Origin of the sequence: Fictibacillus arsenicus (assembly GCF_001999465.1) — a bacterium.
GTDB classification, from domain to species: domain Bacteria; phylum Bacillota; class Bacilli; order Bacillales; family Fictibacillaceae; genus Fictibacillus; species Fictibacillus arsenicus.
In genome coordinates, this window is the sequence record NZ_MQMF01000002.1 from 645,169 (window position 1) to 669,849 (window position 24,681).

Annotated in this window: 26 protein-coding genes; 5 read left to right on the top strand and 21 right to left on the bottom strand. The window is 33.6% G+C overall.

Annotated features, from left to right (window positions below; genetic code table 11):
- Positions 1 to 2: 2 nt before the first annotated feature.
- From pglX to UN64_RS10480, 7 genes are all read right to left on the bottom strand, one after another.
- Positions 3 to 3,530 carry a BREX-1 system adenine-specific DNA-methyltransferase PglX gene (pglX, locus tag UN64_RS10445; RefSeq protein WP_077362403.1) on the bottom strand — a complete coding sequence of 1,176 codons (3,528 nt, stop codon included), beginning with the start codon at positions 3,528 to 3,530 and terminating at the stop codon, positions 3 to 5.
- Between the two features lie 15 nt (positions 3,531 to 3,545).
- The gene (brxC, locus tag UN64_RS10450; RefSeq protein ID WP_077362405.1) at positions 3,546 to 7,103 is read right to left on the bottom strand and encodes a BREX system P-loop protein BrxC; all 3,558 of its coding nucleotides are present in this window, start codon (positions 7,101 to 7,103) and stop codon (positions 3,546 to 3,548) included.
- A 20-nt stretch (positions 7,104 to 7,123) separates the two neighbouring features.
- The gene (locus tag UN64_RS10455) at positions 7,124 to 7,690 is read right to left on the bottom strand and encodes a DUF1788 domain-containing protein (RefSeq protein ID WP_077362407.1); all 567 of its coding nucleotides are present in this window, start codon (positions 7,688 to 7,690) and stop codon (positions 7,124 to 7,126) included.
- Positions 7,691 to 7,703: 13 nt separating this feature from the next.
- Positions 7,704 to 8,300, bottom strand: a complete 597-nt coding sequence (locus UN64_RS10460) for a DUF1819 family protein (RefSeq protein ID WP_077362409.1) — start codon at positions 8,298 to 8,300, stop codon at positions 7,704 to 7,706.
- A gap of 22 nt (positions 8,301 to 8,322) precedes the next feature.
- Positions 8,323 to 8,583, bottom strand: a complete 261-nt coding sequence (locus tag UN64_RS10465; protein WP_245802004.1) for a TIGR04540 family protein — start codon at positions 8,581 to 8,583, stop codon at positions 8,323 to 8,325.
- A gap of 1,082 nt (positions 8,584 to 9,665) precedes the next feature.
- Positions 9,666 to 11,009, bottom strand: a complete 1,344-nt coding sequence (locus UN64_RS10475) for a hypothetical protein (RefSeq protein WP_077362415.1) — start codon at positions 11,007 to 11,009, stop codon at positions 9,666 to 9,668.
- A 158-nt stretch (positions 11,010 to 11,167) separates the two neighbouring features.
- Positions 11,168 to 11,809 (bottom strand): alpha/beta fold hydrolase, encoded by a 642-nt coding sequence (locus tag UN64_RS10480; protein WP_306460361.1) that lies wholly within the window; start codon positions 11,807 to 11,809, stop codon positions 11,168 to 11,170.
- A gap of 209 nt (positions 11,810 to 12,018) precedes the next feature.
- Here UN64_RS10480 and UN64_RS10485 point away from each other — a divergent pair, with 209 nt between their 5' ends.
- The gene (locus UN64_RS10485) at positions 12,019 to 12,210 is read left to right on the top strand and encodes a hypothetical protein (protein WP_077362417.1); all 192 of its coding nucleotides are present in this window, start codon (positions 12,019 to 12,021) and stop codon (positions 12,208 to 12,210) included.
- 69 nt (positions 12,211 to 12,279) lie between these two features.
- On the opposite strand, the gene UN64_RS10490 is transcribed toward UN64_RS10485, so the two are convergent.
- The 3 genes from UN64_RS10490 to UN64_RS20905 form a co-directional block, all read right to left on the bottom strand.
- On the bottom strand, positions 12,280 to 12,663 hold the full coding sequence (locus UN64_RS10490; RefSeq protein ID WP_077362419.1) for a hotdog family protein: 384 nt from the start codon (positions 12,661 to 12,663) through the stop codon (positions 12,280 to 12,282).
- A gap of 32 nt (positions 12,664 to 12,695) precedes the next feature.
- The gene (locus UN64_RS10495) at positions 12,696 to 12,941 is read right to left on the bottom strand and encodes a hypothetical protein (protein ID WP_077362421.1); all 246 of its coding nucleotides are present in this window, start codon (positions 12,939 to 12,941) and stop codon (positions 12,696 to 12,698) included.
- A gap of 209 nt (positions 12,942 to 13,150) precedes the next feature.
- Positions 13,151 to 13,306: a hypothetical protein gene (locus UN64_RS20905; protein ID WP_171978863.1), complete on the bottom strand. Its 156-nt coding sequence runs from the start codon at positions 13,304 to 13,306 to the stop codon at positions 13,151 to 13,153.
- Positions 13,307 to 13,485: 179 nt separating this feature from the next.
- Between UN64_RS20905 and UN64_RS10500 the strand changes: the two genes are divergently transcribed.
- From UN64_RS10500 to UN64_RS10510, 3 genes are all read left to right on the top strand, one after another.
- Positions 13,486 to 14,475, top strand: a complete 990-nt coding sequence (locus tag UN64_RS10500; protein WP_077362423.1) for a Gfo/Idh/MocA family protein — start codon at positions 13,486 to 13,488, stop codon at positions 14,473 to 14,475.
- 127 nt (positions 14,476 to 14,602) lie between these two features.
- Positions 14,603 to 15,352, top strand: a complete 750-nt coding sequence (locus UN64_RS10505; RefSeq protein ID WP_077362425.1) for a DUF1385 domain-containing protein — start codon at positions 14,603 to 14,605, stop codon at positions 15,350 to 15,352.
- A 145-nt stretch (positions 15,353 to 15,497) separates the two neighbouring features.
- On the top strand, positions 15,498 to 16,529 hold the full coding sequence (locus UN64_RS10510; RefSeq protein WP_077362427.1) for an HNH endonuclease: 1,032 nt from the start codon (positions 15,498 to 15,500) through the stop codon (positions 16,527 to 16,529).
- A gap of 174 nt (positions 16,530 to 16,703) precedes the next feature.
- Here UN64_RS10510 and UN64_RS10515 read toward each other — a convergent pair whose 3' ends face one another.
- The 3 genes from UN64_RS10515 to UN64_RS10525 form a co-directional block, all read right to left on the bottom strand.
- A complete protein-coding gene (locus UN64_RS10515; RefSeq protein ID WP_077362429.1) occupies positions 16,704 to 17,345 on the bottom strand; it encodes a hypothetical protein in 642 nt (213 codons plus the stop codon).
- Between the two features lie 27 nt (positions 17,346 to 17,372).
- Complete coding sequence (locus UN64_RS10520; RefSeq protein WP_077362431.1) at positions 17,373 to 17,984, bottom strand: hypothetical protein; 612 nt, start codon at positions 17,982 to 17,984, stop codon at positions 17,373 to 17,375.
- Between the two features lie 172 nt (positions 17,985 to 18,156).
- On the bottom strand, positions 18,157 to 18,543 hold the full coding sequence (locus UN64_RS10525; protein ID WP_425590115.1) for a GNAT family N-acetyltransferase: 387 nt from the start codon (positions 18,541 to 18,543) through the stop codon (positions 18,157 to 18,159).
- Positions 18,544 to 18,733: 190 nt separating this feature from the next.
- Here UN64_RS10525 and UN64_RS10530 point away from each other — a divergent pair, with 190 nt between their 5' ends.
- On the top strand, positions 18,734 to 19,417 hold the full coding sequence (locus UN64_RS10530; RefSeq protein ID WP_077362435.1) for a DUF1796 family putative cysteine peptidase: 684 nt from the start codon (positions 18,734 to 18,736) through the stop codon (positions 19,415 to 19,417).
- Between the two features lie 175 nt (positions 19,418 to 19,592).
- Here UN64_RS10530 and UN64_RS10535 read toward each other — a convergent pair whose 3' ends face one another.
- The 8 genes from UN64_RS10535 to UN64_RS10570 all read right to left on the bottom strand — a co-directional run bounded on the left by UN64_RS10535 (position 19,593) and on the right by UN64_RS10570 (position 24,660).
- Positions 19,593 to 19,937, bottom strand: coding sequence for an avidin-fold protein (locus UN64_RS10535; RefSeq protein ID WP_171978864.1), 345 nt, complete (start codon positions 19,935 to 19,937; stop codon positions 19,593 to 19,595).
- A 99-nt stretch (positions 19,938 to 20,036) separates the two neighbouring features.
- Positions 20,037 to 20,483 (bottom strand): NUDIX domain-containing protein, encoded by a 447-nt coding sequence (locus tag UN64_RS10540; protein ID WP_077362437.1) that lies wholly within the window; start codon positions 20,481 to 20,483, stop codon positions 20,037 to 20,039.
- A gap of 20 nt (positions 20,484 to 20,503) precedes the next feature.
- A complete protein-coding gene (locus tag UN64_RS10545; RefSeq protein ID WP_077362439.1) occupies positions 20,504 to 21,943 on the bottom strand; it encodes a zf-HC2 domain-containing protein in 1,440 nt (479 codons plus the stop codon).
- Entirely contained in the window at positions 21,940 to 22,428 is a 489-nt protein-coding gene (locus UN64_RS10550) for an RNA polymerase sigma factor (protein ID WP_077362441.1), read from the bottom strand. The genes UN64_RS10545 and UN64_RS10550 overlap by 4 nt, the downstream gene beginning before the upstream one ends.
- 178 nt (positions 22,429 to 22,606) lie before the next feature.
- Positions 22,607 to 23,149 carry an NUDIX hydrolase gene (locus UN64_RS10555; RefSeq protein ID WP_077362443.1) on the bottom strand — a complete coding sequence of 181 codons (543 nt, stop codon included), beginning with the start codon at positions 23,147 to 23,149 and terminating at the stop codon, positions 22,607 to 22,609.
- A 22-nt stretch (positions 23,150 to 23,171) separates the two neighbouring features.
- Positions 23,172 to 23,594 (bottom strand): DUF4181 domain-containing protein, encoded by a 423-nt coding sequence (locus tag UN64_RS10560; RefSeq protein WP_245802005.1) that lies wholly within the window; start codon positions 23,592 to 23,594, stop codon positions 23,172 to 23,174.
- A 33-nt stretch (positions 23,595 to 23,627) separates the two neighbouring features.
- Positions 23,628 to 24,194 (bottom strand): AAA family ATPase, encoded by a 567-nt coding sequence (locus tag UN64_RS10565; RefSeq protein ID WP_077362445.1) that lies wholly within the window; start codon positions 24,192 to 24,194, stop codon positions 23,628 to 23,630.
- A 16-nt stretch (positions 24,195 to 24,210) separates the two neighbouring features.
- Positions 24,211 to 24,660: a hypothetical protein gene (locus UN64_RS10570; RefSeq protein ID WP_139343077.1), complete on the bottom strand. Its 450-nt coding sequence runs from the start codon at positions 24,658 to 24,660 to the stop codon at positions 24,211 to 24,213.
- Positions 24,661 to 24,681: the final 21 nt, after the last annotated feature.

Consider the following 24,681-nt stretch of genomic DNA (forward strand, 5'->3'; position numbering starts at 1 on the left):
ATTTAATTATAATTTGCTACTAAACCTTTAAACTTCTCATAATTGGCTGTTACACCATCATCTAAGTCTAATTCTTTTTGCATATCAGCTATATGATGTAATAATTCATCGTACTCTTTCAACTCTTCAATCTTCTTATCTAATGTTTTCAATTCTTTCTTAGCATTACTAATTTCTTTAGTAGAATAATCGCCTTCAATAATACTTAATAAATCTCTTTTCTCAGCGTCGAGACGGATTTGATATTCGTGTAAATAATCAGTCCGAATTCGAGATAAGGTTGTCTTATCATAGCGATGCATATAAATTAAACAGTTAAATGCTTTCTGTTTACCAGAAGTAAACAACCAATAAATTGGTCTTTTCTTATATGTTTGTACATGATCCTTAAAGAAATCATTTAAAAAATATCTTCTAATGGTCTCTTTTGCTGTTTCTCCCTTTTTCATACCAAGCGTATTAGCAATAAACATGATATTTTCATTAAGTGTCTCTTTACCGAATGTTACTTCAACAAATTTAATAAACCTTGTAAGGATATCATCTTCAAAATATGCTCCTGATAGTATTGGAAGGACGTTATCTTTATCTACCTTGAAATTCTTATAACGGGATGGATCAAACTTTCCACCTGCATAAATAAGTCCTTCTTCATCCACAGAATACCTACCATAAATACAACCAACTGCATAAGAAATATAACTTTTTATTTCCCTATGCAAATCTGCTTTCCTTATAGTTATGTCTTTTTCTTCTACAACAGGATTTAAATCTTTTTGTAACTCATATATTTCAAGAAAAATACGATTTATTTCTTCTTCATTCATTTTAAGTTTTGCATGCTGAAATTCGCTAAACGAACTCCAATTTTCAAAAGCTGTTTTTAATCTGCTAGTTTTGTCTTTATACTTAATCAAAGGGTTTTGAATATAATCCCATGAAGTTTCAAAAGAATCCCAATCCATTTTTGATATTTCTATATTTTCTTTTACTAAAGCATCTATTTTTTCAGCATGTTTTTCTGAGTAAATAATTGGGATTCTTTCTAAATCTCCATTTGTAAAACTCATTGTAGGATTTAGCATTTTTAAATATTCAAAGCAAATTTTAGAACACAAAAAACCAATTAAGTAGTAAAGTTTTTCTTCTTGTTCTATAAATGCTGATCTACTCGTATCATCAAAAATAAATCCTTCACGTTTAAATTTCACAGAGAAATTAGCATTACTTAATTTGTTCCATGTCAATCCTTTTTTTAAATAGAATTGGGTATTCTGTGGTCTGCCAGCTAATTTTCCATTTTCATTTCTATATTCCTTTATTGCTCTACCATTTTTTTCCCAATCAACAATATATTCATCATTTGTTGACCACTTCCTATACTCTCCTCCACTATTACATGGGAACCATTTATGTCTGTCTTTTTCTGTGTCCTTTATTTCTTTATAATCAAATCCAATTTTATAAAAATTAACTTCGTACCATAATCTTTGGAATAAATTATTGTTGCCTGTTGTAAGGCCTGCTTTTGGTTTTGCAAGGTTCTCAAATAGAATCCCTTTTTTAAAAGCAGAGATAGCTTTTGGAGTAATCCAATAAGCTATAGGACTTTGTGGAATATTTTTATACTCTTTTTGATTATAGGAATATCTATATGTCACAGAAGGATTTTGAACCGCTTCTAATGTTTTAATTGGTTGGTTTTCAATTCCTTTATAATCAGACAACCTAATATATTCACCAGCTATATCCACCTGATAATTTCTAATTGAAAATAAACAAACAGGAACAACTGCTGATTCAAATCCATTATATTCAAGTTGGACTAATGAACTAATATTTTTTTCTTTGACAATCTTTTTTCTTACTTTTTCAAAAGATGAAATAAACATCCAAACAAAAGGTGTAATAAATCCCATCTGTCCATTTGATTTAGTTGTGTTAAAGCTATAATCTAAAAATGCAGAGAATAAATCTAATTTCACATCAGGATATTGTTTAGTTAAGTAAGTATTTAATTCTAAAGGTAAATATTTGTTACCAGCATAGGGTGGATTTGTTACTAACACATCGTATTGTTTGTTTAAAATTAACGATTGTTTAATAATATCTTTTAAAAATGAAAGTAGCCTATCTTTCATTTCAATTTCAAACAAATCTCCTACTTGTTTTTCAATCTTCTTTAATCTATCCTGTAAAAAATCATAATCAAATAATTCTAATTTTATTAAAGATCCTATTGTTTTAGCGTTTATAAATTGGTCTAAAAAGACTTTCATTTTCGCAAAATTTTCACCAGAAGAATCCCCTGCTAAATATTCAATCTCCTGTATTACCAGCATATTTGTTTCTTGTATAGCAGCTAAATTGAGTGTTAATCCTTCTCTCTCGATACTTCTAAAGAACCGATTATTGTATTCTAATGCCTTCATTACTACAGAAAAACAACTAAGCTGATATGCTCGATCATCGATATCCAATCCATATAGGTTATTTTCTAAAATTAGTCTTGGAATTTCTCTTTCCATATATCCACACTTAACATAAATTTCATACAGAACATCAAACATATAGACTAGGATATGTCCACTTCCCATTGCAGGATCGAAGCATTTGATATCCTCTACTTTAAGCTCTTTATTTATATAAGGAGCAAGTTTCTCCTCAAAATCTTGTTCTGCATTTGGGTTTTCAAGATAGAATTCCCAATTTCCTAATAAATCTCGGTGTTCTGGATGCGATTCCACCCAATAACGACCTAATGTATTTTGAACCATATACCTTACTATCCAATCGGGAGTAAAGAGCTGAGTTGCAAAAGGGATTTCTTCTGTCTTATATTTCTTTTTTGCTTTTATTACTCGATCCTTCTCTTCCGCTATGTAATATTGATATAGCCAACCAATGACCTCTACTTTTTTCCAATTATCTCCTGGAATGAACTCAGTATCTGTCATTTGGCGAATAAAAGAGTCTTTTCCTAACAAGCCTTCTGGAAAGAGAATTTCTGTATAATTGTTAATAGTTTCAAACATAAATGGAAGGTATTTGTTTAAGTCGTTACAGTGTTTTATAATTAGATACTTGAATAACTCTTCTATCTTGTTGTTCAATTTCAATTCGTAAACGTATACTTTATCAAGTTCTAAATCTAATTCTAATGCCTCATTTAACATATCTGGATCGGCACTGGATGGATTTGAGGAAGATAATACCCTTACTCCTGTTGGAAGATAATCGTTTACCTCCATAAACCGCAGTGCTGTAAAACGGTTAAACCACGTGTATGCCACTTCTTCCATTACTTGGTTAAATCCATTTTGATTTATACGAGCAATTAGTTTTTCTCTTTGGATTTTTTCTTCCTTTGAAAGCTGTTTGCCATCTATAAAGATGGCATCCGAGCTTTCAATATCTGCTTTTTTAATCTTTTCTTCTGTAATACCGATTTTCATAGCTTTTGCTGCCACTTTTTTTAACAGTTCTTTTCTCGCACTAGTTGCAAAGGACTTCAAAGCAAATTTATTCATTCCAACATCCCCTAATTAATCAATAAACTCAATTTCTTTATTCAATTTGATAATTTGCTTTAATTTATTCGAAAGGGTGTTGATATACTTATCTACATCCTTTTCAGTACGTAATTCCTTAACCACGATAAGCTCGGAAGCTCTTACTATTTGCCTTTGAATTGTAGTAGTTCCACCAGCTCCTCCGCCTACAGAATTTGGTTTTTCATTTCTTCTTTTCCATTCCTCAATTTCTGCATTAATAGTTCGTTCGTACTTTTCTTTAAAACTTACACTTTGTGAAATCGTTGCATCAACTTTATATATATCAGTGAATCTATCAAGCTGTTTCATCAATTCAGTGTAATAATGTTTAATTCGTTCTTTGGTTTCTTGAGATACTCCATTTTGTTCTGCTAATAGAGATGTGTAATCATAGTCAACCTTAATTTTTTCTTTAGCATTTTCCGTTTTTTGGATTAAAACCTTTTCAATATGGTCATCAATTTTATAAACGATTTCAGGGATATTTTTAATTCTTCCATATGGGATTGGATCATTAACGATATCCTTTAATTGGCTTACAAATGTATCAGCATCATCACTCATGAGATATGCTTTATTCTCTTCATATTTGTTTATAGCTGAAAGTCCTTTATCAAAGATATCTTTTTGATCTGTACCGAAGAAGCTCTTGACATATGTCATGTCCTCTTCCCAAAAACTAAGATCTTTTTGTTGTTCTTTTATTTTTGCAAAAAACGAAGCATTATCTAACCCTTTATGGAACTGATCAAAATATTCCAAGCCTTTATTAAGAAGGCTTATACCAGGATATTTTCTACCTTCATAACGAGTTTTAAAAGCATTTATTTCGGCAACTTGTTTCTCAATAAGTGTACGAATTTCTTTCACTAAGCCATCTTCGTCATCTGGTAAATCAGTCTTATTAAATACCTCTTTACATACCTTTTTTGCTGTTCTAATCAAGGTTTCATCAACTTTTATTCTTTTAAGAATAATTCCTTTATCCGATTCAGATGTTTTCGTTAAAACCGTAACGATCTTACTTGCATTTTCTTCTGGCTCTAAATATTCCGAATTGTAACGAAGTCGAATTTTTTGTTCCTTCAACAATTCAACAAGTAGTCGTTGAATATCAAGTGGTCTCCATCCATAAGGCTTATCATTAAAACGATCTAAAATAATTCTTATGCGAACTTGTTTCTTAATTGAATCTTGAAGAGTTATAAAATCCGAAATTTCCTTAATGGCTAATTCATTGGGATCATGTTTTAAATCTGTGCCTAAGGTCATTTGTTCTTCCGCATTCAACAAGCTTAATAACTCTCTTTCACTATCTAAGAAGTCCTTTACATAACCTAACTTCTTATAAACGTTGTCCACCAAAGAATGCATAGCACTATTGACTTTATCTTTCACTGAAGAGCCTTTGATATCTGCTTCGTCTCCATTAATAAAGAACTTCCCACTTTTAATAGCATCCTCTAACAATTCTTTTACTCTTCGTCTTCTTTCTCGAACTTCAGCTTGCTTATTGTTCAAGATGTTTTGAATGCTCTCTGGTAGTTGAGTAATATTCTTTTTCTTGCGGTACTCTTCGATTTTTAAGACTTCTTCCATTTCTTCTATATACGATTCATTGCCACCTAGTTTAATAATCAATTCGTCATTACCAGAAGACATTAACATTAATTCCTGGTCAGATTTTCCGTAGTAATCCGAAAGAGGTGAAAGTATATTAACACTGATACTGGATGTTTGATTTCCATAATTTTTTTCATCCATTTTTTGATTGTAAGAAAATGAGTATTCTGATGTATAACGATATTTCTTTTCATCATAAAGATCTTGGAAAATATAGTTTGCAAGCTCTCTTTTGATTAAATCTTCATCTATATTGATGGTTTTGATTTCTCGGTTAATATCTTGTTCGTCATCTGTAAGGAAAATAAAAAATTCTCCATTTTTTTGAACAAGCGTTTGAGTAATTAGCTTACGTAACGACACTTTTATTTTCTCTTTCAACTCCAGTTTATCTTCATCAATATTTGTTACCATTAGGGTTGCAATATTGTCGATGTTAGCAGGAAGTTCTTTAATGTATTTAATCATGAACAATACTTTAAGTAGATCAATGTTAAACTCGTCATCTTTTAAAGCAGGATTTTCATAGGCACCTTCTACAACTCTGGAAATTGTTGGGTTCAGGAACTCTTTAATCGTATCATAGAAAGCATAGAATGGGATTAACACTCCTTCTTCATCATCCTTATAACGGAGTCCCGCCTCTTTAAATGCTGATAGCATGGAGCGTTCACCTTCAGATAAATGTTTACCAGATGATCCATGTCTTCTTACTTGTTCAAAAACGTTTTGCAAAAGTTTAAACTGGTATGGAATAAATGGATAAACTTCTGCAAATTCTTGTTCGTTATCATATCCCCTTAAATCTGCTGTACTTTCTTTAAAGCTAATTAAGTTCTTTAAAATCGCACTTTTCTCTGGATATATAAGTTTGAGCTTGTCATTAGCAAAATCTTTTTTTAGAAGAATACGTTTCTTTATTACTTCGTCAACAGAAATTGAAGATAGCGAAAGTCTTGTATCAAAGCGGCCTTGAATACGAGAGAAGTCATCTCCCTTTACCTTTACAATACTATCAATGCTCTCTTGGGAAGTGACCATGATCCATACTTTTCCTTGGCAATGTGTACCCAAATCTTCAGCAACTGTTTGAAGATTAAGCATAAGATTACGACTATCCCCAATGAACTGACCAATTTCGTCCACTAAAAAAACAAGATGAAAGTTTTTGCCCTTTTGATCAATGTAGCATTTAACATCTTTAGCAAACTTTTCAATACTTATTTCAAAGTTGTTCACACCATTTTCAAACCAATTCCGAGCTGATTCCTCGCTCATATCCGTTACCTTCGTTAAAGCTCCTATTACATAGTCAGCATCAAAGTAAAACGTATTACGTCTGTCTACCCACTCTTCTCCTGACAAATCTCTAAATTCGGATTTGAAATCATCAAAAGCGTCCTTTTGATCCAAATACTTTTCCATTTCAGCAACGCCTGGAATGTCACCATAATAACCACGATGCTCGTAAAATACTTTCATAAATACACGAAGAATTGCATCTTCCTTAGACTTACTATCTAATGAGGCCTTGGAATCAATATTAAAAAGAATGACCTCAGTTTCAACATCTGTTGTTCGATTCATGTTTGCCAAAATTAAAGGATCTTGTAATTTATCTTGGAAGAAATCGATCGCTTTATTGTCTTTTACTTTTTTGTTTTCAAGAAGGTAGGCAAGGATTTTCAAAAAGTGAGATTTTCCTGACCCAAAAAAACCACTAATCCAGACCCCCATTTTATCAGTAACACCATCAATTCCTCTTTGATAATTCTCATAAAACTTAGATAGATGTTTGTTAAGTTCTCTTGTAACGACATACTCATCAAGTTCCTGATATATATTATCCTCGTCTGTTTGAGCTACTTTAATTACTCCTCTAATATCCCTCTCAATGTCTTTCTGAAACATGTCTTTAATGTTCATGTTATATCCCCCTATATTCTTTAATCGACTAACGGAAATGCTCTATAATAATTATCATCCTTAAATTTTCCGAACAATTGCAGTGACTGTCCGTCATATCTACCTGGAAAAAACATAATAACAGGAATTTTATCAATTACTTCTTGCAAATTATTTAGGATGGTGTGTGACCTAACAAATGGATACACTTTCCCGACTCCCGTTATAAACAAAACATTGTGATCACCCACATTTTCTTTAATTTTCTTCAAAAATATTTCAGGCTTAGCAAAGGTCGTCAACGCTTTAAATAGCGCATCCTTTCCCTGCTTTTTTTCAACTTCAAAAACTCGATCAAAAATTCGCTTTTCTTTAGCGATATCAAGCAACATTTTATATAAGTCAAATTCAATTATCCTTCGGTCTGACCCATTGAAACTAAATTCTTTCTTTATATGCTTAACATAATCTCTAACGATTAATTCTTCACTCGGGTTATAATCAAAAATATAAAAACTAATCTCATTTCCAAGTCCTCTACCTTGAATAAACTTGTCTTCTTTTATCTTTGGGATAATCTTATCAAGTCTTCGGTTAATAATTGCCATATGTATGTCCCTTTCATTCACCCATTGCTCTTAAATAAGCTGTATCGCCTATTTTTATTAGGTGACGCTTTATATCTTCATCTATTAACAATCTATTCAATTCACCTGATCTCTTATCTCTTAATAAACCTGCTTCAAATAACAACTTTATATAAACCTGTTTCAATTTATTAATTGTAAGGTCAGTCCATTTAGACATTTTTTCGTTTTGCTCTGCTTTAGTAATGAAAAATATGTTCAAGTCTTTCTTTTCAAGTAAATAATTGTTATCATCCAATTTTTCTTTAATCACTTCGTTCATAAACTCAAAAAATAGTTTATCTGTCTTCATAATTGCATAAAGGTTAATTAACTTACCTACTTCTAAGTGACTGTTTAAAATCAAATCTTCAAGCAAGGCATCTAATACACCTGCTCTTCTAATTACAGAAGGGACAATTCTTTTTAAACTGGATGTTACTTGGTATTCAAAAACATTATCCTCAATTACTTTCTTCTTAATTTCGTTGTCTATTAGACCCTGCCTCTTCAATTTCAAAACTTGCTTTAACTCATAAAGTAAAAATGACGCTCCCGTTAAAGTAGCACTATAATCTAATTCCTTAGTCATACTTTCAATTCCCTTCACAGTTCTAATTGCTGTTAACATTATTGCTTTTAATAATGTTTTCTATTATCTCGAGTCTTCTTTTCCCACATTGTTGTTTTAGAACTGTAGTAAAACCGCCATTTTTTAATACTTTATTTTGATTATTTATGTAAACTTCTAAAATCTTTTTCATAAGGACTTTTTCATCTATAGAATTTTTCCAATAGGCATCTATAATTGAATTTAGAGATATAGCAAGATCTCTTTGTGTTTTATAAAAAAGTTTAACCTGCAATAAAATCACCTCAAAAACTTTATATAAAGTTTATTATTCTATTCTTATTTTATTATTACTTTTGAATAATAGCTATAAGAAAAGCAAAAAGTTTAGATTACCCTTAGCTAAGACTTTAATTCTTTTAGAATCACCTAAGCAATTTAATATAACAAACTCCACATTTTATACATTTTTGTTCCTAACTCTTACTAAACTATTATTTTATTAAATTTGAAATAGGTTAATTTATAATAAATTTTTTTATTATTAAAGTAATGGTACTTGCAACTCCACTTTTTAATAGACATTGTTACAATTTAATCTCGCAAACTTTTTTTTCCTACATTTTTAGCTACTTAACTGAAAGGGCGATGCGTTTCCGCTATTCCTTTTCAGTAAAATATATCTATGGAAGTAAGTTTTTGGATGAAAAGATTTTCCGTTTCTTTTGAACAACGAACAAAAGTATTTTTGTGGATTGTTATTAATCTTTCCAGTCCTTCTAATAAGATAGTTACTATTGAAGACTTGAACCTCAGTTCCACGTCTGTAGCTATTTTTAGAATGGAGCAACAACATTCAACACCTGACTTCATTACAAAAGAAGTAAGGATGTGAATCAATCTAGCTTTTTGCATTCCTTCTAGAATTTCTGCATAAAAGTTACTTGTTAACAGTTAATAGACATCCATTTTGTATCGACCAGAAAGATACGTTCCTTCCTGTCTAACTTTTTCAATTTCATAGAAATGAACTCCATGAACCTTTACCAGTGCGTACATTAATTCTTGGAGGTCAGCTAGTTCCTCTACAGTACCCTTGTCATTTTCAGTTATTACATACTCATCTAGTTCTTCAAAAGATTCTTTAGTTCTTTTATATAATCTGATTCAGATTGTATTAATGGAAGCACCAGTTCTTTTAATGATTTTCTGGAATAGAGGTCAGAGAAACGTTTATTGTATGTAGACAAAGTTATTACGTTTTTCATTTTAGTTTATGTTAATATTACCAATAATCCTATATCGAAATGTAAACCAAAAGAAATACACTTGCCAATAAAGAGCAAGTGTATAATTAGATTTAAAACTAATTATCATATAATTAAACTATTGTTCTACCGATGCTGCTACTTCTAATTTATCGTCTTTGGGTGGAACCCTTTCTTTTAACTCATATAAAATACTTTTAGGTAGATTTAATGCAATAAAGCCCTCTGCAAATAATGGTGCCAAAACATTATCAGCTATTTTCCAATTGATATCATCTATAATATCCTTTATCCCTTCTTCAATATCTTCTACATTTTCAATGTAGTGCAAATCAGCATCAGGGTTAGCTCTTTTAAAGTACTCCTTAACCTCAGGAGCAACTCCTCCAACTGCCCAAATAACTCCTTTAGTAGGTTGATAAAGTCCAACTCTACTCTGAAATGCATAGGCATGTCCCATTGAAAATTGAGAATCCTTTAGTTCAAACAACAAGATTTTTCCTTTATATGTAACAATCGCATCAATTTCCTCAGGACCATCATTAATATTCACTAGAATATTTTCCCGTGGTAATCCTATGTTTAGTAATGCTTCCACTAAGTTTACAGTCATCCAATGACTACCATCTATCATTGTATTTGACTTTTCAGTAGATGTTAATATTTCTTCTATTAACTCATCTGAAACTAATTTGCCACATCGGCATCTAATTCCGTGTTGTTCAAGAACTACAATACTATCTTTAGAAGGAACTCTGTTAATTTGTTCAGAAGATTTTTTACATAATATAACATATTCAGAATGAATTAGGTTTAATTCCGATAGTTGTTCCAATAATTCATCAGTGCAACCGTATTTATTAAGTTTACTATTGGCGTCTCTTCTTAGCATACCTCCCGATGATTTAATAGTTTGGATTATCTGATTAATATTTTTATCTTTAAATATTTTAGCGATGTTAAAATCATCTTCTACAAAGTTTGGTAAAGTATAATCCTCGCTTAATTCTGCATATTTGTTATTTATAAATTGACTTTGCTCCCATTGCTCAATATTATTTGTTGCAATAGTAATTTTTTCTTTTAAGAAGTCTAATTCATCTCCTAAGGGACCATTGGTTAAAATATTTAAAATAATTTTAAATGTTGGTTTTCTTTCAGTAGATATATCACGATGTAAACTAATGATGCAATACCCATAATTGTTTAGCAATTTAAAGAAAGTAGTCCAGTTATACGGTCCACTGTTGGCAAAACTTCTTCGTAACAAATATTGAATCTCTTTAGTCCTTTCGTCTTGATAATCAAACGGTGTTTTTAACAATCCTAAACTTTCCTCGACAACACCTTTTATATTATCTAATGGAAATTCATAACCAAAATCTTTGAGAATGTTTATGATTGTATTTTTATTAATTCTATCTGTAAAGTTATTTGTTTCCTCTTGAATTATTTGTAGCATATTCCCCCAACTTTCCTTTTAAATAAAATGTAAAATATCTTTCCATTATTTTTAATGATTTTACAAAGAGACAACTTTTTATACAGTGTGGTTAGGAATTCAAATTGTTTCTTATATTAATTCTTTCAAGTCAATCATTAATATTCACACTCAACAATTCACCCTGCATTCTGCAAATTATGCCCCGCTGTATCCAACACGGAAAAAGTAGCTCTCGGATATTTATCAAGTATGTCAAACACGTCTTTATAGCCTGTAATATGGTCTTGTCTCTCAGCCAGGAACACACTCGGTTTCGGAAACACTTCTTGGTCGATCTTGAACTTGAACCCATACCCTCCTGAGATTTTTTCTAAGAAAGCTGGATCTGCTATCTTCATTCCGGCTAAGACTTCTTCGTTGTACATTTTCCACGTGTATTCATCTAACTTCACATGAATCCCTTTAAAGTCTTCTCTTTCTTCTGTTAAAGTAACGAGGAACTCATGATCGACTTTTATGTTGGCATGCTCCGGCAATGTTCTTTTGTTTTTATCAGGAATTATCATCGGACAGATAAATGCTGCACCCAATATCCGCTCAGGCATTTTCGTGATTACTCCCCTAGTGATGTATCCGCCATATGATTCCCCAGCGATCAAGAACGACTGGTCCGGTAATCTAGTTTCTATGAACTGAAGAACAGCATCCAGCATTTCATCAGAGTTTTGAATAGATTCATAGTCTTTCGTCTGCCCCATTCCTGGCAGGTCGATATAGATGCGTCTGTATCCATCCCTCTGTTGAAAGATCGGTTCCATGCATCCTTTCATCAACGATGGTCAGGTGAGAATCCGTGAATCATGAGGATCGGTGTTCCAGATCCGCTCGCTTTCTCTACTTTACAATAAGACATGGTTTACCACTCCTTTTTGCTTCGGTAACTCCATTCTCTAAAACCATTACTGAATCCTGCTTTTTTGTGAATTGTGGTACTATAAAACAAACATAGCAATGAGGAGCGTTAACGGTGAAAGACTATTTTATCCGATTCACATTTAGCATTATGACGATGATCATCATTTATGGAATCTTCTACGTGTCAGGTTTGCATGACAAGACCTGGGCACCTTTTATTATCCTGCCATTAGGTATCGCCGGCGGTCATGGTTCTCTTTATTTTTATAAAACCATTCAGGAACAAAGAAACCAAATCAAATGAACATGCAGCACCGCGTTTAGCGGTGTTTTTGTATAAAAAAAAGAGTACAAATGTCATAAACCTGAGCTACTAGTTTGATAAGATGACTCCTGCAAAGCTTCCTTTTAATACCTGTTTTTCATTTTGATTGGTGCAAAGGAAAGTGGCCATGATTGATGTTCGATTGTTTTCTTTTGGTTCTAACTCCTCGATCCGCACTTCACATAGGGTCGTATCTCCAGTAAATACAGGTAGCAGAAACTCGAAGTTCATCGTACGAGCGAGCACATTATTTTCTCCGCCAATTTTTGTTGGCAATGTAGCCGTTAACAACCTTTGGATGACGAGTCTCCCCTGTTCATCAGGTTGAATATGATGATCCCCCTCATCCCAAGAGACTTTCGTAAACATCTCAACATCTTCTTTTGTGAACATCCGCTCAAAAGTAATGATATCCCCAACTTTTAAATTCACCCTGGACTCCCCTTTGGATTAAACATTTTGTCTTAACCACCAATTCCTTTTGCGAGCAATAAGAGAAGAGCAAAGGTCAAGACCGCTCCATTTAGTAATACACCTAATATACCTGATAGCCATTTCTTCGATAGTACCGCCAAAACAACACCAATAATTGAAAGTGATCCTAGTACGATAACGCCTGTAGTAAGATCCGCATTCGGTCCTCTTAATAGAAAGAATGCTACAACACTAACAGCAACCATTGATAACGAAAGAATTCCTAGTTTATTCATCTCTGTCCCCCCTAATTACTTCTTCGCTTCAGGTTTTCCTTAACTTTTACCATATCATAACAAATGAATCCGGAGGAACAATATGGAAATTATTATAGTGAAAAATTGGCCTAGAGTGATGAACTATGTTTGATAGCAGTACCGTCTTCAGTGAATAGGAAAAGAGCCAGATCAATTGATCTTGGCTCTTCTCAGTTCTATATTTGGACTCATCGACATGTTGGATTCAATGGCGTAAGTTCTAATTCAGGTTTTTGTTTTTCTTGTTCGGTAATTGGTTTTTCTACGAGTTTGACTACGTATCGTGGTACTGGTAAATCTAAAGGCTTTGATGTTAGCTGTTCATGGTTAGTCATTGTAAGCATAACTCATTCCTCCTCACCAGGTTTTACTACCACTTTACCCGAAATTATTATAGTATGAAACTTTTTTTGACAAAAACAGTCAATTGGTCCCAAACATTTGTCTTTCTCGTGACGAAAGGAGTAGAATACATAATATGATAACGGTATGGCTTTTGCCTACCTTATTTTGAAGGGAATGAATTGTATTGAGATTTGGTGTGATCGGAACGAACTGGATTACTGAAAGTTTTATTACAGCAGCAAAAGAAGTTGAGGATTTTAGGTTATCAGCGGTCTACTCCCGTACGCAAGAGAAAGCGAAGGAATTTGCGGATAGGAATGGTGCTGAACATACGTTTACTGATTTAGAAGAAATGGCAGCGAGCGATGTGATCGACGCGGTTTACATTGCCAGCCCTAACTCGTTTCATGCTGAACAAGCCATTACATTGATGAATCATGGCAAGCAAGTGATTTGTGAGAAGCCGATCGCTTCGAACGTGAGGGAACTGGAGAGTTTGATCGCAGCTGCTAAAGAAAATAAAGTACTTCTAATGGAAGCAATGCGTTCTACGGTAACGCCGAACTTTAAGAGCATTCAGGAAAACTTACATAAGATCGGCCCTGTCCGCCGTTATTTTGCGAGCTCGTGTCAGTACTCTTCACGCTATGACAAGTACAAAGAAGGAACAGTTCTTAACGCGTTCAATCCGAAGTTCTCGAACGGATCGATGATGGATATCGGCATCTACTGTCTGTACCCTATGGTCGTTCTTTTCGGAAAACCTGAATCGGTAAAAGCGAACGGATTTCTCTTGGAGTCTGGAGTGGATGGTGAAGGCAGCATCCTCTTGAACTATGGAGACAAAGACGCGGTAGTGATGTATTCGAAGATCTCGAACTCGTACGTTCCATCTGAGATACAAGGCGAGAACGGCAGTATCCTGATCGACCACATCCAGGACATGTCGAAGATTGAGATCCGGTATAAAGACGGTTCGACTGAGGATATCACGGTAGAGCAAGACAAGCCGAAGATGTATTATGAAGCAAAAGAGTTCATGGACCTTGTGAAAAATGGTGAGCTGGAGTCGAAGGTGAACTCTCATGCGAACTCACTCGCTGTGATGGAGATCATGGATGAAGCTCGAAAGCAGATTGGACTTGTGTTTCCAGCTGATCAAAAATAACTTATCAAAGGGGACTTCTATATAGAGAAGCTCCCTTTTTTCATAATCAAATAATTTGGTCAAATATTCCAAGCCAAGGACTTATGGACTATAATAAAACTTAAATACATGTACAAGAAGCTCCTTTATGAACATTGGTGGTCGCGCTCTTCTGAACGGAATCATGTTTCAATCAGAAAACTATACAGTTAAGGCACGATATGATAAAGAGGGAAATATTTTTATTACGGAAGAACAGACTCCTACTATCTTGGACAATAAATTCGTCAGTTTCATGAGTTCGCTGCCTTTCCTAAGAGGGATTGTTGCTCTTTTTCGTATTCTTTGGAGTGTCAGAAAGATTTTTATAATTTCATTTATTCTAGTTATCCCTTTTACACTGTTGCTTCAAAACTATAAAGTAATTAATGATTCAAATATTAATGAGCTAACAATCGGTGTGCAGTACCTATATATTGTTTTGATTATTATCATCTTTTGGGGAATTAACCGAAAGTATGGTAAATTTCACGGTGCTGAACATAAGGTAATTAACACCTTCAAGAGGTATGGGAAAGTTGAATTAGCTTCAGCAATTAAAACGACGCGAATCTCATCTCGTTGCGGTACAAACCTTGTATTTATTGTAGTTGTACTTAAATTGATTTCTTTAATTTCTGGTGTGAATAGCCCACTAGTTAATTTGTCTATATGGCTCGTAGCATATGAAATATTTGAATTACAGGAAACAAAATTAGCATTTTTGAGTAAGCCCTTTATAACAATCGGGGAGTTTCTTCAAAAGCTATTAACTACATCAGAACCGACGGTATACGAACTCAAACCAGCTGTAGAAGGAATTAATCATTTAATAAAATTAGAAAGAACTAATAACTAATATTGTAAAAGACAAAATAGGTATGGTCATTATCCTGAAATATAGGATGATGGCTTTTTCTGTTGAATGGTAGAAAAAAGGATTAAGTTATTACTATAACGAAGTATACATTCTTTTACTAAAAGAAAAAGAAAGAGGTTTTTATATGGCTAGTCCTATTACTATTTTTAAAAATGATAATGTTATGGTTACAGAAACAAGTATTCAAGAGGCAGCTAGATTTCTAGCTAATCACCTGAACACCCAAGTATCGAAATGTTATGATCCCATTGAACGTAGTTATGTATATAACATCCCTTACATTAAAGATGAAGATGAATATAGATTTGTTGCACCTGTTTCAATTGCATCCAAGCGTCGTAAAGAGCTTGAAGAAAGAGGACACCATAATGCTCGCCGTGTATGGTTGGTACCAGCAAACCCCAATGAATATGATTTAGAAAAAGCATTTAGTCGATATGAAATATTAGACTGGAAACGCTCCTTTAAGTACGAAAATGGCGATATACTATTTTTGTATGTTTCAGGCAATGTTAAAAAAGTACGTTATAAAGTTGAAGTAATTGAAGGGGAAGTTAAAACCAACGATGTATACCATAATAAAATGTATTGGTTGGATAAAGCAAAATTTGAGGATTCAAAAAATTGGGACTGGAGCCGTGTTCGCTTAGTAGATGAAAATGATACAGCGGAACTTTCTCTAAATAGATTACGTAATTATGGTTTAAAAGGAAACATTCAAGGTTCAATGAAACTTACTGGCGAACTTCAAGACTACATCATGTCTTTTTTTGAACAAGATTTAACTAAAGAATATTATCCGGAAGAAGTCGTTGAGAATTTAGAAGAGGGACAGCGAAAAACGATTAAAGTCAACATGTATGAGCGTAATCCTATTGCACGTAAAAAGTGTGTGGAGCATTACGGAATCCAGTGTCAGGTATGTGAGACAAACTTTGAAAAAACTTATGGAGATGTAGGAAAAGATTTCATTCATGTTCATCATATTAAGCCACTTCACGAAATACAACAAGAGTATATTGTTGATCCGGTCAAAGATCTAATCCCAGTTTGTCCAAACTGTCATGCTATGCTTCATCGGAAAGAAGATGGAGAATATTTAACAATTGAACAGTTAAAAAATCGTATTTTTAATACTAGTCTTGTTGAAAAGTAAACAAGCAAGATTATTTTTATTCACTAACACATTATTTTGAAGGCTCATATACTGAGCTTTTTTTAATCAGAATGGATTCTTAAGTCCATCCGTTATTTTAATATTATCTACACTATTGTACCAACAAAAAAGCCTATCAAATTCCAGTATTTGGTAGGCTTAAATTATTTATTATTATTTTAAATTAAAGAAAACTTTACCATCCATCATATCTTCGTAGCGAAGTTGAGCTTCTTCACCTGTTTTAACAAGACCCGAAATATAACCTTCTTTCTCATTCCCAACGTACATTTCGAAACTAAAATCAGGTTCAGTAGTACCTACGATATCTCCACTATAAATATCTCCGCTTTCACTAACGAAATTAAAATTCATTACTCCATCAATAAAAAATGCTAAATCTTCTGTTTCGGATTCAGTTAATTTAACTTTTGTTTTAGCTAGAACCCATTCGTAACCCTCAGGTGCATTTTCGTTATATTCATTCATTGCTTTTAACTTTTGGAAAGCCGCATCGCCACGAATCACTTCCATTACTGTTATATCGATTTTGATCGGGAAAGAATCTCCGTTATCATTAATCAACTCATCCTCAACTGTAGCAGTTGTGTTAAATGGTACAGGGTTTGTTCGAGAACCAAGTTTTGATTTGGTTTCTTCTTTTTTCTCTTTTGATTCTGATTTATTAGTGTCACTTGCTTTTTCCGTTGTTTCTTTTTCAGAATCGATAGAGACATCTTTTGTGTCCTGACCGCAAGCTCCTAAAATTGCAACCGTAAGTAAACTCATTAGAATTAAACTAAGCAATTTTTTCATTACTAAATGACCCTCCAAAAATATGATTTAATTTGTCTCTGAATCTTCTAATGCATCTGGGTAAACTGTTTCATCAAAAACTTCTTGAGTAGCTTCATCTTTAACGAAAATAGTCACTTTCGCATCTTTTGAGTCAGTTCCGTTAAACATTTGATACATCATTCCAGACATTCCAAATCCAATAGCCGCAAATCCATCAAAACTATTTTCATAAGCAGCTTTGTCTACTAGCAGAGTAAACTCTGTAAAGGAATCATTATGAGTTATGTCTTTTACAGAAGTAAAATCATCCCCTGTCTTGGCTTCTTCAATTGATTCTTCAATACCCGTCTCTAATTCTTTCATCATTTCTTTATGTTTTGACTTGGACATTTTATAAGTCAAAGAACCATCTTCATTTTTCGTTACTTCTTTAACTCCATCTTTTTTTGCATCAGCAATAACTTTGTTAATATCATCGCCTTCAAAAAATGATGCTGGTAATATTACTTCTACATTTAACAAACCTTTATCAACAGATACTGCTTCACTCTTACTTTCTTCCATATTCTCAGAAGATGATTTTTTCTCTTCAGAAGATGAACATGCAGTGAGTAATGCTATACCCAAAACCAAAACTATTAAGTAAAATTTACGCAAACCAATAACCCCCAGTTAATATTTTTGTAAAAGTTTTGTAACAATCAAGTAACAAAACAAGAAAATAATAACATAAATAATAATTAATGAAAATAGTTATTTTGAAATAATTTTTTAATTCATAATAAAAAGCTTAGATCAGTTGATCAAAGCTTTAATAAATGTGATATTTTTATTTTGCTACCCATTTATATTGAATATCAGCCAAATTCTCCTCATTTTCATGCCCTCTACCAATGATCTTAAAGCCATTCATTTCATAAAAGCGTTGGGCTTTTACATTTATTTCGAATGTGTATAATGTTAATCTTCCTGATGATTGTTCTTTCGCCTTTTTAAGTAAGCTTCTTCCTATACCCTTACCTTGATAGTCGTTATGAATATAGAGCTGGCTAATTTCCGATTTGTTATAGGCAATGATTCCAACCACGGTTTCATCCCATAGGGCTATATCAACTTGATATTCTTTATGTAAAATATGATTCAAAAAGTAGACCTGGCTTTCAAAACTATGAACCTCTTTTTGACCAATTGCCTTGTACTTACTTTCTCTCCACATTTCGACTGTTTCTTCAGCATACTTAGATTCATAGGGAATAATATTTATTTTATGGTCCAACTGATTACATCCTTTCAATATACAGAGCGTATCTATCAAAATTGAAAAATCAAACATTTTGTCCAATCATTTTAGTAGAATCCTGCATCTATTATATAAACGCTTAATTTCCGGAAAGCAGGGTGATTAAATGAAATTAACAGAAATCCAGAAACCATATCATATGATTATCAGTCTTGGTAGTGAGTGTGGTCCAGCTTTACATCTTAGAAGACATCATTTAAGAAGAACATCATTACCTTTTGATTGGGTGTGCTCTCATTCTTTATCTGGTATTAATCGATTAATTCAAACCAAATTTAACGGATATATGGAACTTCACAATATGATAAAAATTGAATCATATAAACCGGGTTTCGTGTTAGATGAGGCAGGTCAAAATACAGGATCCCACTCGCATTTTATAAAAGATACCCAGTTCAACGTTATTTCCGTCCATGATTTCCCCATCGTATCTGGCCAAGACTGGAAAACAACATATCCTAGTTATAAACAAAAGTTAAATCAACGAATAGAAAGATTCTATAATTGTCTAAATCAAAGCCCCTCTATTTTGTTTATAAGATGGTCCCTTTTAAAAATTGAAGAAAATCAGATAAAAAATGAAACATCAGAGTTAGAAAGGGTTTTATCTAACGTTGTAAAAGGTGAGTTTAAGATTTTAATGATCCATCCGAAACATGGGGTAAACGGCATCACTAATGTGGAATGGGGTTTGAAAAATGTTTGCGCTGTTCACGTACCATATCACTCAGAACCTATAACAGACAATACAATCTGGAACCATCTTTTAAAAGGAATATCTATAAAATAACAATGGGATCATCGCTTGGTGGTCTTTATTTTTTTACCAATCCCTTTTCTAAGTTATTCATTTAAACCTACTCGTTAACATTCCCTTTAATTCAATAAAAAAGAGCATTTCTCCTTCTTGAAGAAATGCTCTGCTTTAATGTTTGCTTTTATTATCTTTTGAGTAATGAACAGCGTTACATTTTAACCTCTTCAATAATAGAATGTCCCTCAGTCGCTTCAGAGTCAAGCCATTTCCAATTCTCGTACAGCCTGATACGCCCGTCCGGTAAGATTTCAGGAGTAGATTTACATTGTCCGCCTCTAATTTCATTTTTGGTGTTCACGTGGTTGTACCGAAACTCTAAACAATCGTCTTCCTTTACGATCCCGACCAATGTTCCTTTTATAATTTCCCCTCCACCATAAGTCGCTGTGATGATGTGACCCTCTTGTTTATATTCAAAAAAAGTCTTTGAAGAAACTTCTCCGTTATCTGTATTTTCTACTGAGACAAAGCTGCGTCCATTATAATCTATCATCTCGTTGCTCCTCTCGGAATTATTTTTACAATCATATCATTTTTTCTTGAGAAGGCAATTTATATCAGCCTGATTCTATACCATAATTCAATTTTATAATTAGATAAAATCTAGTATCCTGATATCTACCGAATCAATAGCACCAATTTCCTCTTTTAAATCCCATAGCATTATTTTCGAAGTTTCTTTGTTTTCTTTAAAAGGTTTAAGTTCTTCTATGTTTGCAAAGTACACGGGATTAAATTTAATTTCTCCATTTATTGTTTTTTTGGACTTTAATAAACCTTTAAACATTAAATCAGATACCATTTGTCCAGTTTCTTCATACAGTTCTCTTATTGCACATTCCTTTGGAGTTTCTCCCTCTTCTCTACTTCCTGCTGGCAGCTCCCATTGTTCACGCCAGACGTTGTAACACAAAAGGTACTTACCTTCACATTTTATTACTGCAAAGGAGCCCGCTACAGGATGATAATTATAGATTTCTTCTTCCGTCACTTTAATAAATTCAAGGAACTCTGTACCATTATTTTGGGTTGAATTCATATGCTATCCTCCTGATAACTTCAATAGTTAAAAAAATATGGCCTTTCAACTATACCTGTCTCGGCATTAATATAAACGAAACTATCCTCACCTTCGAAAACATGGACAAGAACGTAATCGGCAGATACCGTTGAATAAATAATGCCTTTTTCTACCGATTTTCCTTTTACACCTGAAACTTGCTCAGCCTTTGATTCAATTGATTCTGTACTAAGCACTTCCTTATATTTTTTAGCGAAAAATTCTTTTGTAAGCATTGGCCTGTGTGCTAAAAACATGCTGTCACCAGTTTCCGCATCAAGTTGGAGGTAATACGGTTCAGATCCCAGGAATAGCAATCTATATTCTCCGGCAAGCGGAACAAACCTGAATCTGTAGATACTTGGCTGGCCACCTATATTTTCTTGCCACATTTCAAAGTGTGCGTTATTGCCGTAAATTTTTTCAACAAATTGTTTTGCTTTTTCCATAACTTCCTTCTTGTCTTTAGTCTTTTTATCATTCAATCTCAATGAGCTATCCGCATCAAAAATCATTCCAGAGTACCCGTTAATCTCACCATGAATACCATTGATTTCAAAGCGATAAACACCAGGAACATTATTATGAGATTTTTCTAATTCGACCTTTTCCTCCTCTATATTGAATACTGTTCTAATTTTCTTCTCCAAATCTTTCTCACTCAACAGCTTCATCTCTGAAGGCAGCTTGTGATAGGTGTTATAAAAGTAAGCAAGCTCTTCGATTTTGTTAATCGGTTCTCCGATTCCATCAATATCCAGAATCTCTAAATAAGAACTATAGCCATGGTGGAAACTATCATACTCGCTTTGAACATGTTGAAATAAAGCTTTAGAGTGCTTTTGCAAAAGTTCAATTGCCATCACATCTGTTTCATCCTGAAGTCCCTGACTTTTTCGCTCTTTTAGACTAGTTAGCATTTCATTAAAAACCTCGGTATCCACGAAAAAATTGTAGGAGGTATTGTTAAATAAATTGCGTTCGAGCCAATTTAATTCGTTGTCCAAATCAATGATATCATCAATGGAATCTGATAAATACAATTCACTGTTTGTTTCATACGGTCTATCCGCTATTTCATTAAGAGATCTGCTATATGAATACATCCCATTTAAAAGGGTAGCTACTTGCTCTCGATTTGCAGCATACCGGTTAATTCCTGTGACAATAATGATTGCTGCAAGAAGAACAGCAATGACTTTCATTCGCCTTAATCGGAAGTTCAGCCTGATCCGGTCATCTAGTTCCTTAGATACTTTTTCTTCCTTCTCATCAGGGAAAAGAGATACTTCAGAAAATCCGCTGCCTTTTTGATACAACTCATGGCATCTATTGCATTCCTTTAAATGTTCTTCCACTGCACGCCTGTTTTCCGGTTTTAATTCATTTTCTTGATATAATGGATACAGATCTTCTACAAGACTGCAATCAAGTTTCATCTTCTTTCCTCCTCTCCTTCAAGATAGAATTCCTTGAACTTCTTTTTTGCCCGATGAATGCCTACCTTGATGTTGCCTTCTGTCTGGTTTAGGATCTCTGCCATCTCATTGAGTGAAAAACCTTGTTCTCTTAAAACCAGCAGCGATCTTTCTTTTTCTGTCAGCCTTTGAAGTGTTTGCTTGATCATCATTTCTGTTTCTATGTTTCGAGTGGTACCCTCAGATTGAAGTTCAGGCTCTGCAAAAGGAATCTCATTCTTCCGTGAAAATTTTCCCGATTCATTCAAATATGTATTTCTCGCAATTTTAAAAAGCCACGTTTTAAGGGAGGAATCACCACGAAACCCGCCATATCCCTTGAAAGCTTTTATGAATGTATCATGCGTAAGTTCCTCTGCAATCGTACGGCTTCGGCACATATTGCGGAGATAACGGAAGATTGGTTCTTTATAGGCCTGATACATCTCTTCAAGCGGATCTGCCATGTTCTTCTCTCCTCCCACTGGTAATGACAAACGAAAATGGAAAAGGTTACAAAAAAATTTTTAACTCTTTTTTATTTCGGATATCAGAACAAGAAGGTTGATTAATCCAAAATAAAAAGTGCACCTCTTTCTTACAGAAATGCACTCAATGTGAATTAAAGCATTATTTTATTTGTATTTAAGCGAGATAATCCTTAGCCATAAAATAAGCGTGTGCTGTGAATAGTTGTGTTTTCAATTGGTTCGTTCTAATTAAATCTCCCAGAATACTAAAATCAAATAACCGAACCTCTATTTCTTCTGTTGCATCTAGATTTTGTTCAAATTCTTGATAGGCATCCATTATGAGAAAAGTAATGACTTTGTTGTTTTGTGTAGCAGGATTGACCATAAACTCTCCTAATTTAATTGGCTTTAACTTTGAAGTGAATCCCGTTTCTTCCCTTACTTCTCTAAGGATGCCTTCTTCGTATGTTTCATTCTCTTCCATTTTCCCAGCCGGGATTTCTAAAAAAACATCATCCCCCGCATAACGATATTGCTCCACGAGCACTATCTTATTTTCTTTCGTCACAACAACAGCATTCACCCAATCAGCATATTCATTTATGTAATAACCATCTACAATATGTCCGTTTGGCAGTTCACATCTGTCTTTTCTCAAGTTACCAAATGGTGTTTTATAAAAATATTCCGAGCTTAAAGTTCTCCACTTTTTCATATGCAGCCTCTCTTAAATTTATTTAAACCAATCCAAAAAAGTTAGTCGTATATGTCAAAAACAACAAAATAGATATGAACACTAATTGGACAATCGTAAACTTATAATCATTTCTATCCTCAGCGTATTTCCGCTCCATAATAGCTCTTGCCATTTCCGTAACGATGATAAAAAGAAACAGAATCACGTATGTTTCCAAAAACCAAAGTTTTTCTAACCCTTTTTGCATGCGCATAATGTTGATCGTCGTACTGATGATTAGTAATAAAAGAAACGTAATTCTAATCATCCAATCTATTTTTTTGTGTTTATGATTCACATGGTTGTATGAAAAGAACTTCTTCTTTTCAACCTTAAGCCACTTCCTCATAACCTTATTAAATATGTAGATGAATAGACTATATATGGCCAGGAGCAGTAAAACATTCAGCAAAAAATGATCCAACACCACTTCCTCCTTTATTTATAGTCCGCACACTTAAGCACCAACACTTTGTGATATCTTAACGATTTTTTCGATAACAGATCGAATATCATCTGAGTTTTCGATTACAAACAAATGATCTGCTTCTCCTTCTGCTGGAGTTAAGATATCTCCTTTATTCGTCTCATTCTCTTGGCGAGTCAGAACGTCCTCAAACGTTGAAGCGACCCGTAATACATTTTTACTTCGATTGCTTTTTGCAATTCTCTCTTCAAGAACATGAGTTGGGATTTCAAAGTTAACTATTATACTTGTAAATCCTTTTTCATGGTAATAAGCAATCTGGTCCAACCTGCTTTTCCGGCTTCTGTGGGAGTTACAACGAATGATATGGCAATTCGTTTCATTAACTGCATAGTCCACAATCGTTTGTGTGATCGCATACTTGATTACATTCGGCCCTTCCTTCGGTAACAATGTCTGGTAATAAGAATGCAGGAATTCAGCATGGTTACCTTGATCGATCACAACTGAGTTATGTAGTTCTTTTTCTAATGCTTTAGCAAAAGTAGTTTTTCCGCTATGCGTTTTACCTACTGTCATGATTACTAGTCTATTCATAATTAGCCTTTTTCCTTTATCTTTTTATTTTCTTCAACACGAATATAATTAGAAAAATTGTAATGGCGGACAAGATTAAAAGTGTTGCAGCCATGTCTGAACTTTTATCTTCTGAAGGGTCTTCGTTTCCGAACGTATACTTTTTCTCTCTTATAGCCTTTTTATATTTACCGCTGCCGTCTTCCACCGCAATGGCTTCATCTGTACTAACATCTTTAATTGAGTAATACTTGGTTCCTTTCTCATAAACATTTGAAAAGTTGCCAGGCTGCTCGTACATATCTGAATATCTCATAACCTTCCCGATTTCTTTATCTATCTCTGTAACATACTCATCGTTGACGATATAAATGTAACCATCCCAAACGACAAACGGATACGCCCAGGAAGTTGCAAGTGATTTCGATGGAACGATTAATGTACAAAATAGACCAACTAATAACAAAAAAGAGAGCTTGTGTTTCACATTAATCCCTCCCGAGAAAAA